The organism is Veillonella parvula, assembly GCF_945949885.1.
In the GTDB taxonomy this organism is placed as follows: domain Bacteria; phylum Bacillota; class Negativicutes; order Veillonellales; family Veillonellaceae; genus Veillonella; species Veillonella parvula_B.
Window position 1 is genome coordinate 73474 of the sequence record NZ_CAMFFZ010000007.1, and the last position, 8623, is coordinate 82096.

Annotated in this window: 8 protein-coding genes; 7 read left to right on the forward strand and 1 reads right to left on the reverse strand. The window is 38.3% G+C overall.

Annotated elements, in window-relative coordinates:
• Positions 1 to 174: 174 nt before the first annotated feature.
• Positions 175 to 1314, reverse strand: a complete 1140-nt coding sequence (locus tag Q7O55_RS03680; protein WP_303928428.1) for an Ldh family oxidoreductase — start codon at positions 1312 to 1314, stop codon at positions 175 to 177.
• 580 nt (positions 1315 to 1894) lie between these two features.
• Here Q7O55_RS03680 and Q7O55_RS03685 point away from each other — a divergent pair.
• The 7 genes from Q7O55_RS03685 (at position 1895) to Q7O55_RS03715 (ending at position 8481) form a co-directional block, all read left to right on the forward strand.
• Positions 1895 to 3898 carry a molybdopterin-dependent oxidoreductase gene (locus Q7O55_RS03685; protein ID WP_303928429.1) on the forward strand — a complete coding sequence of 668 codons (2004 nt, stop codon included), beginning with the start codon at positions 1895 to 1897 and terminating at the stop codon, positions 3896 to 3898.
• Positions 3899 to 4100: 202 nt separating this feature from the next.
• Positions 4101 to 5432 carry a branched-chain amino acid transport system II carrier protein gene (gene brnQ / locus Q7O55_RS03690; RefSeq protein ID WP_303928432.1) on the forward strand — a complete coding sequence of 444 codons (1332 nt, stop codon included), beginning with the start codon at positions 4101 to 4103 and terminating at the stop codon, positions 5430 to 5432.
• Between the two features lie 121 nt (positions 5433 to 5553).
• Positions 5554 to 6630 carry an iron-containing alcohol dehydrogenase family protein gene (locus Q7O55_RS03695; protein ID WP_303928435.1) on the forward strand — a complete coding sequence of 359 codons (1077 nt, stop codon included), beginning with the start codon at positions 5554 to 5556 and terminating at the stop codon, positions 6628 to 6630.
• Between the two features lie 94 nt (positions 6631 to 6724).
• Entirely contained in the window at positions 6725 to 6961 is a 237-nt protein-coding gene (locus Q7O55_RS03700; RefSeq protein ID WP_303928437.1) for a DUF1653 domain-containing protein, read from the forward strand.
• 8 nt (positions 6962 to 6969) lie between these two features.
• Positions 6970 to 7746, forward strand: coding sequence for an HAD family hydrolase (locus Q7O55_RS03705; RefSeq protein WP_303928439.1), 777 nt, complete (start codon positions 6970 to 6972; stop codon positions 7744 to 7746).
• Between the two features lie 59 nt (positions 7747 to 7805).
• Positions 7806 to 8246, forward strand: coding sequence for a DUF3829 domain-containing protein (locus Q7O55_RS03710; protein ID WP_303928441.1), 441 nt, complete (start codon positions 7806 to 7808; stop codon positions 8244 to 8246).
• Complete coding sequence (locus tag Q7O55_RS03715) at positions 8191 to 8481, forward strand: hypothetical protein (RefSeq protein WP_303928443.1); 291 nt, start codon at positions 8191 to 8193, stop codon at positions 8479 to 8481. Before Q7O55_RS03710 ends, Q7O55_RS03715 begins: the two co-directional genes overlap by 56 nt.
• Positions 8482 to 8623 lie beyond the last annotated feature (142 nt).

The following is an 8623-nucleotide window of genomic DNA, read 5'->3' on the forward strand; positions in this document are numbered from 1 at the left end:
AAGTTACAACATATTAATAGATATACTTATCGCAAAAAGTGATATAATCTCTAAAAATTTTTAACCTCATCGTTGTGAGAGGTTAAAACATAAGAGAGGGGACATAAACAGTGTTTATGTCCCCTTTCTGTACTAACTACATGTCCGTGTCAGGGCCAATACTAACTTAAGATATTAGTAGTTACCTTTGAACATTGTAGCAGGAGCTTCTGGTACATAATCGCCAAAGTAGGATTTGAAATCAAGGCCTAATTCGTTGCAAAGGTCTTGAACTTCAAGCATTGTACCGTTAAGAACAGGGATACCTTCTGCTTTAACTTTAGCAACGGATTCGTGTTCTTTTTCACCATGAGTGTAGATACGATCTTGACCTTGAGCTTTAGGTGCTTCACGTAATTCTTGTAAGAATTGAGAGAAGTGTTTTTTGATTTCAGCTGGGTCGCCGAAGAATTCAGGGTTGATAGCCATGAAGCCGTGGCAGATATTGGATTTACCGCCAACCATACATTTGTTGGAAGTGCCGCCTTGGGACAAGATGGAGGAGAATAATTCAGCAATCATGCCGTTACCATAACCTTTATGGCCGCCAAGAACTTCAGTAGCACCGCCTAGAGGAAGGATACCGCCGCCTTCATGACGGGAGATGTTGCCCAATACTTCAGCTGCATCATTGGAAGGAACGCCGTCTTTGTTAACAGCCCAACCATCTGGAGTAGCTTTAGCCATTTTATTGTACATTTCGAGTTTACCACGAGTTACTACTGTAGTGGAGCAGTCGAAGAAGAAGTCAACAGGATCTGCAGGTACAGTCCAAGCGATAGGGTTGGAACCAAGCATAGCTTGACGAGCATATGTAGGAACCATGATTGCTTCGGAGTTTGTACAAGAGAAACCGATTAAGCCTTGGTCGGATGCCATTTTAGCATAGTAACCAGCGATACCGTAGTGGTTGGAGTTACGTACAGATACGATACCAACACCGGATTTTTTAGCTTTTTCGATAGCCATTTCCATAGCTTTATGACCCAATAATTGACCCATGCCGTCATGACCGTCGATAACTGCAGAAATTGGAGTTTCTTTTACGATTTCAGGTTTAGCGTCGATTTTAATCAAGCCATTAGTGATACCTTTATGGTAACGAACCATACGTTGCATACCATGGCTTTGAATACCGAACAAGTCAGAAGTCAAAAGTACGTCTTGGATGATGTCAGCTTCTTTTTCGGAGAAACCAAATTTTTGGAAAGCGTCCATGCTCAATTTTTTTAGTGTTTCATAAGGGAATAACACAGTGTTTTTTGCGTCTGCCATCGTTAAAACCTCTTTTCAGAAAATATGTACCTGATATAGCTACTTCACATTAGATAACCATGAATTCAAAATGATTTCTTGTGAGTTCTATATCCTCTCAAATGACACTGTCAGTATAGCACAGAAACAAGTGAGATTGAATAGTCTTACAGTCTGAACGACATTACTAAATACGCATACGTACCGGTGATTTTTGTCACATAATCTATACGACACTATTAAAATGTCTGATTATACCTAAAACTATATGGTTATGACTTTTAGTAATGATTGCATGATTTTTTTGAAGAAATTTGGTATTTTTATAGAACTTATTAGTATATCTGTTTAGGCATTGGACAAGAATGATAATGGATAGATATCGATAAAACTTGAAATGTTTAACTACATATATCAAAATAAATGATGAGGTCATAAATGTAATGTGATAATTGAATGCATTGATATACATAAAATAATCATTTCTAAAACCTTTTTAATTCAGAATATGTGCAAAAGGTTATACTTATACGAGTCATACTATTATATAATATAAATATACATCCTATAGTTTGTACAATTTATAAGCGAGGTGCTTATCATGAAAGAATATAAATCTGTATGCCCTTACGATTGTCCTGATGCATGCGGACTCATTGTATCAGTCGATAATAATAAAGTAATATCTGTTCGAGGGGATAGAGCACATGCTTTCACAAGAGGTACACTATGCCCTAAGATGGCACATTATGAAAAAGTAATCCATTCTCCATTGCGCTTGAAGTCCCCTATGAAGCGTGTCGGTAAAAAGGGAATTGGTGAAGATCAGTACACTCGTATTAGTTGGGATGAAGCCCTTGATGCAATTGTCAATAATTTCAAAGAAACTATTGATACTTATGGTAGTGAAAGTATTTTGCGTTACTCTTATGCAGGAACAATGGGGGTTATTCAGAGTCCTGCAGCAGATTATTTTTTCCGTTGTATTGGTGCTACAGACCAAGATCGAGGTATTTGCTCTCCTGCTAAACAAGCGGGGTTTCGGTCTGTTTATGGGGAAACATTAGGTATTAAACCACAAGAGGCGCAGCATAGCGACTGTATCGTCTTGTGGGGGATAAATGCGACGGCTACAGATGTTCATATTTTACACGATGTGAACATAGCAAAAAAGAATGGTGCCCGCGTTTGGATTATCGATACTCATAAAACCTATACTTTTAGCCAAGCTCATGAGCATATTTACGTTAAACCAGGTAGTGATGGAGCGCTAGCATTAGGTATGCTTCATATCATTCATCGTGACGGTTTGGCGGATACAGATTTTATTAAGGAACATGTCCAAGGCTACGATGAGCTGGTAAAAGAGGTGTTGCTTAATTTTACGCCGGAGAAAGCATCTGATATTTGTGGTGTTTCCGTGGATCGTATGACTGAGTTTGCTCATGCATACGCTACATCAAAAGCGCCGTTTATCCGTCTCGGCAGTGGTTTGTCTCGATATGGTAATGGTGCTATGACATGCCGTGCTATTAATGCCTTGCCTGCTGTGGTTGGAGCATGGCAATATCCTGGGGGTGGATTGTTGTCGAGTGCTAGTGGTAGTAAATTTATTGGCAAAGATGTGATGCAACAGGCTCATGTTCACGCGCCAGCTAAACGATTGATGCCTATGATTAAACTTGGGGAGATGCTTACAAATCCCGAAGGAGTTGGCGTTCATAGCTTATATGTGTTTTCCTCAAATCCTGCTATTACAGCACCTAATCAAAATGTGGTTCGTAAAGGTTTGATGCGTAATGACTTATTCACAATTGTGCATGAGCGTTTTTTTACGGATACCTGTAAATATGCGGATATTATTTTGCCGGCCACAACATCTGTAGAGCATGATGATATTTATAATTCTTATGGTCATTACACAATTGGTACGGGTTACAAACTGATTGATCCAGTTGGGGAGTCTCGTTCCAATTGGCAAGTTATCGCCGAGTTAGCAAAACGTATGGGGTTGGAGGATGCATTCTTTAACCTTAGTGAAAGAGAACTTATTGAACAAATTGTGCACACTTCGAGTCGTATATCCAAGAGTGACCAAGATTTGATTCTAACAGGTGAGCCTGTGGAAATGACAGTATCAGAAGATTATAAAATGGATTTCAAAACTCCATCTGGGAAAATTGAGCTATATAATCCACATGATGCAGAACCATTGATTCGGTATGTACCTCCGTATGGTGACAATGCACCGTTTTGGCTCATAATTGGCAATGATATTCGTATATTGGACTCCAGTTTCTGTGAATTAGGTTTTGATAATCCTGAGTTGATGAAACTTCGCATCCATCCAGAAGATGCAAAAATGTATGACATAAACGATGGGGCTGAAGTAGAAATCTATAATGATCGTGGCAGTGTAAAAATTAAAGCATACTATGATGATGAAGTACAGCGAGGTACATTGGTAACACTCGGTGTATGGTGGCAATCTCAATCAAGTGATCCTCACGTGGCAATCAATGCGCTTACCGCAGCTCGTCCTACCGATCAGGGATGGGGGAGTACCTTTTATGATGTACAAGTTCATATAAGAAATCTTTTGTAGTGAATGACCAATTAATAGTCTGTAATGATTACTGTAAAATAGGAATTTATCTACTTATTTCTATAAGTAAAAGTTAAAGTCTGTTACTTATGGGGATAACTCTATACGGATATAGAATAGTGAGGATATTTTTCTTGTATACCTTAGCTCCTTTAGATTATAATAGTAATATTATTTTATTGACCTAAAGGGGGTTACATTTATGAATGGTAACGACAATCTGTCGACCCGTGCCTATTTGGCTATAGGTATGATGTTATTTGCTCTATTCTTTGGGGCAGGAAATTTGATTTTCCCAGCGGCCTTAGGGCAACATGCTGGTGATAATGTGGGCTGGGCTTTGCTTGGCTTTGTGTTAACTGGTGTAGGACTTCCACTCTTAGGTGTTGTAGCAATGGGCTATTCTTCCTGTAAAGATGTTGAAGAACTAGCAAGCCGTGTTCATCCGATTTATGGCTTGTTGTATACTAGTTCTCTTTACTTGAGTATTGGACCAATGTTTGCGACGCCACGTACTGGTACTGTAGCTTATGAAATCGCTATTAAACCTTTTGCTGAAGGTTTAAGCATGAATATGGAACCAATTTTCTTGGCTTTATTCTTTGGTATTTCTTTGTGGCTATCCATTAGTCCGCAAAAGCTTGTTAACCGTATCGGTAATATTTTGACACCAGCTTTACTACTTGTAATTCTGTTGTTAATTGTTAAATCCTTTATTACTCCGCTTGGTAATTATGCGGTACCACAACCAGCATATGGTGATGCACCAACAGCTGTGTTGCAAGGTTTCTTAGATGGCTACAATACGATGGATGCCTTGGCTTCCGTAGTTTTTGCTATTCTTGTGATCGATTTTGTACGCCTTAGTGGTGCTACCTCTCGTGCTGTGATTACAAAAACAGTAATGGAAGTAGGTGCTATTGCGGTAGGCCTTCTTGGTATTGTTTACGTATTTATTGCTAATATCGGTGCTACAAGTGTTGAACGCTTTGGCTTATTTGAAACAGGTGCTCCTGTATTGTCAGTAAGTGCTAACTATTTGTTTGGTGAATTTGGTCAAGTCATCTTGGCTATCATCGTTTTGTTAGCTTGCTTGTCTACAAGTATCGGCCTTATCACTTCTTGCGGTACGTATTTCCACAAGCTGACACCAAAGATTAGCTACAAATTATATGTAGTAATTTTCTCTCTAGCGGCCTTTGGCCTTAGTATGTTTGGCTTGAAAACAATCATTAGTGCAGCAATCCCTGTGTTGATGCTCTTGTATCCGTTGACTATCGTAATTATTTTGTTGGCGCTTCTTCATAATGTGTTCGGTGGTCGTCGTTGCGTATATGCATGGACTGTAGCGTTCACAATGATCTCTGCTCTTATGACTGGTCTTGAGACTGCAGGTATTGCACCTGCAGCTTTGGAACAGCTCTTTGCTCAATATATTCCATTCCAAAGTGCTGGTATGGGTTGGGTAAGCTTTGCGGTATTAGGCTTTGTTGTGGGTCTTATCCATAAAGGTCTTGCTTCCGATAATAAGTAATAAAGATAAAGGCTCTATGCTTTCATTTTTTGTGAAAGTATAGGGCCTTTTTATGAATTCAAATTGCTTTTATAGATGGGAATTTTTATAATACATATATAGTATATAAAGGAGATTTTTCATGCGTAGCACTCATTGTTTTCCAAGTTATAGCTTTGGCGGTCACGATGTATTTGACGCCATTCCACAATTTACAAAATTATACGGAAATTCTGTGGCCATTATTGGTGGTGAAACAGCATTATCTAAGGCGTTACCGCATCTCCACCCCGTACTTGATAGGGCGGGTATCAAGGTGTTGGACGTGATTCACTTTGGTGGTGAATGTACCTTTGCTCGAGGTAAGGAAATTGCACGTATGGAATCTGTGAAAGTGGCAGACTTTCTTTTTGCCGTAGGTGGAGGTAAAGCCATTGATACGGTAAAAGTAGTCGCTCTAGAACTCTATGATAAGCCGTTCTTTACGATTCCTACTATCGCATCTACTTGTGCGGCTACATCTGAAGCGGCCGCTGTATATACATCAGATCATAACTTTGATGGTATTGCTTTTGTAAATCATCCACCGGTACACTGCTTTATTGATGCAGATATTCTCGTAGAGGCTCCTAGTCGTTATTTATGGGCGGGTATGGGAGATACGATAGCCAAGCATTATGAAACATTGATGTCTGCTCGTGGCCGTGAACAAGTGTACAATACACAATTAGGTCTTGTGTTGTCCTCTATGTGTAGTGAGCCTATTTTTAAACATGGTTTACAAGCTTATAAGGATAACGAGGCGAAGCATCGGAGTGAAGCCTTTGATTTGATGGTCATGACCGTCATCTTTACGACAGGTATTGTATCAGGTTGTATGCCTGGCGACTACAACAGTATTATTGCCCATGCCATTTGTTATGGCTGTGCTACGAATGAAGAGACAGAAAAGAACCATTTACATGGTGAAATGGTAGCTTATGGATTGCTAATTCTCTTTGTTGTAGATAAAAAGTTAAATGAGTTGAAACGTTGGTTACCTGTATATCGTGAAATTGGATGGCCTACGAAACTTTCACAAATGGGACTCGATGAATCTCATATACTACAAATCGTGAAAAAGGCCGTATCTGTTCGAGACGTTGTGGTATCGCCATACGAGATTACAACGGAAATGTTGACAGATGCGATTCGTTATATGGAAACTATAGAATGTTAATTTGCTAGATTTGAGTGAGTTTATCTTATAATAGTAATATAATAAGAGATAAGAAAATGTTTGTTAATCAATTGAATGTTATATGAGGTTATAGATGAGTAATATAGTAAAAGGTGGCTTGTATCGTCATTTTAAAGGCATGTATTATTATGTGCTAGATGTAGCGACTCACTCTGAGACGGGTGAAAAGTTTGTAGTATATCAGAAACTGTATGATGAGCGCGATATGTATGTACGTCCCTTAGAAATGTTTGTGAGCGATGTGGATTGTGAAAAATATCCAGATGTAGCGCAAAAAGAACGATTTAAGTTAATGAGCGGACGTGATTAGGAGGGCCTGTGGAGCAGAAGTTTTTCTTTTTCGATATCGATAATACCTTAGCTGTATGGCCTGAAGGTAAAATCCCTGAAAGTGCTCAATACAGTTTAGATGAGTTAAAGCGTCGTGGTCACCGTGTAGCCTTAGCAACTGGTCGTATTCAAGTGGATGCTAAGCGTTTCGCAGAGCAAGCAGGCCTTACTGATTTCGTAGCAGATGGTGGTCACAGTATCACTGTTAATAATGAATTGGTATCCATGATAGGTATGGATCGTGATGCATGTATTAAATATTTAGAGTATTTAGAATCACATAATATTCCTTGGGCCGTAACTGACCGTAATAAACTCGGTCGTATTACGCCGTATAAGGAAATTTTAGAGTGGCATCCAAATTGGGATGTATTTAAAACAACTGTAGACCCTAATTTTGACTTTCATAGTGTTGAAGAATTTTATAAGATTTATGTGTTTTTCAAGGAAGGAGAGGAAGAGGAGAAGGATATCGAGCATATGACACATAAGCTCATTCGTTATGGTGATGGCTGTGTTCTATATGAGCCTATGGAAAAGGCGTTGGGTATTCGTAATATGCTTGAACACTTTGGAATGAAGCCAAATCAGGCTGTTGTATTTGGTGATGGGTGTAATGATTTGTCTATGTTTAGGCCTGAGTGGCTAAATATTGCTATGGGTAATGCGCGCCCTGAATTAAAGGCAAAGGCTGATTATATTACTACAGACTGTGATAAAGATGGCATTTATAATGCGTGTAAGCATTTTAAATGGATTGATTAATTATCGCTAATTCCTCTAAACTAGGTGAAGTTTATTGGGGTCAAAACTATGCAGATAGTTTGGCTAAACTAAAGGGTGGTTTTCAAGAAGATGCTATTGGTCATCAACCTCATTATGATACTTTAAAAGATGCTTTAGAAAAATCTAAAAAAGAAAGTTCTACATTTAAAGAAGTTGACACAGAACGCGATAATGTATTAAATATTCTTAATGAATTAGTACCAACATTCAAAGATTTGAAAGCTTATGATGACTCTAAAGCCTACATGAACGATGGTGGTGCTAAAGGTAAAGAACTAGCAGCTAAATGCGTAGCACAAGTAGAAAAATTTGATGCGGCTTATGCGAAGTTCAATGATGCTCTTAACAAAGCTAACACTGAACAAACTAAGAAACAAATCGAAAAATTGAAAAAAGACGGTAAAAAAAGGCTATGCAGCAGCAATGGAATCTACGCTTCGCTTGACTACTCTTGTAGAAAATGTAGAAAGAGCTCCTAAAAATGCAGACAAACAAGCTGTAGAAAAAGAACTTAATGAAATTCAAATATTGCTTAAGAGCATAAATAATGATCGTGGAGAAGTGCTTGTTAACTCTTATAACTCTGTAGTTGGTTCTGTACGTCAAGTACTTACTGATGCAAATGAAAATAATCTTAACGACATGATTGAGAACTTCAATAATTATATTGAGTCTTATAATAATACAACTCCAGACCAATTTGACTCTAAATAATCGAATTAACTAAGTGATTAGTTGAGGCCTACAAAAACAGAGCTCCTTTGAAGCTCTGTTTTTTGTTGTTATATTATTTTTTTATATTTGCTTAATTGTAGAATGAAATTGAACAGATAAAAAATCCATAGTGAACCTTGTG

Excerpts from the sequence above, each read along its gene's own strand:
- Q7O55_RS03680 (WP_303928428.1), bottom strand. The coding sequence starts at position 1,314 with ATGGCAGACGCAAAAAACACTGTGTTATTCCCTTATGAAACACTAAAA.
- Q7O55_RS03685 (WP_303928429.1), top strand. The coding sequence starts at position 1,895 with ATGAAAGAATATAAATCTGTATGCCCTTACGATTGTCCTGATGCATGC.
- brnQ (WP_303928432.1), top strand. The coding sequence starts at position 4,101 with ATGAATGGTAACGACAATCTGTCGACCCGTGCCTATTTGGCTATAGGT.
- Q7O55_RS03695 (WP_303928435.1), top strand. The coding sequence starts at position 5,554 with ATGCGTAGCACTCATTGTTTTCCAAGTTATAGCTTTGGCGGTCACGAT.
- Q7O55_RS03700 (WP_303928437.1), top strand. The coding sequence starts at position 6,725 with ATGAGTAATATAGTAAAAGGTGGCTTGTATCGTCATTTTAAAGGCATG.
- Q7O55_RS03715 (WP_303928443.1), top strand. The coding sequence starts at position 8,191 with ATGGAATCTACGCTTCGCTTGACTACTCTTGTAGAAAATGTAGAAAGA.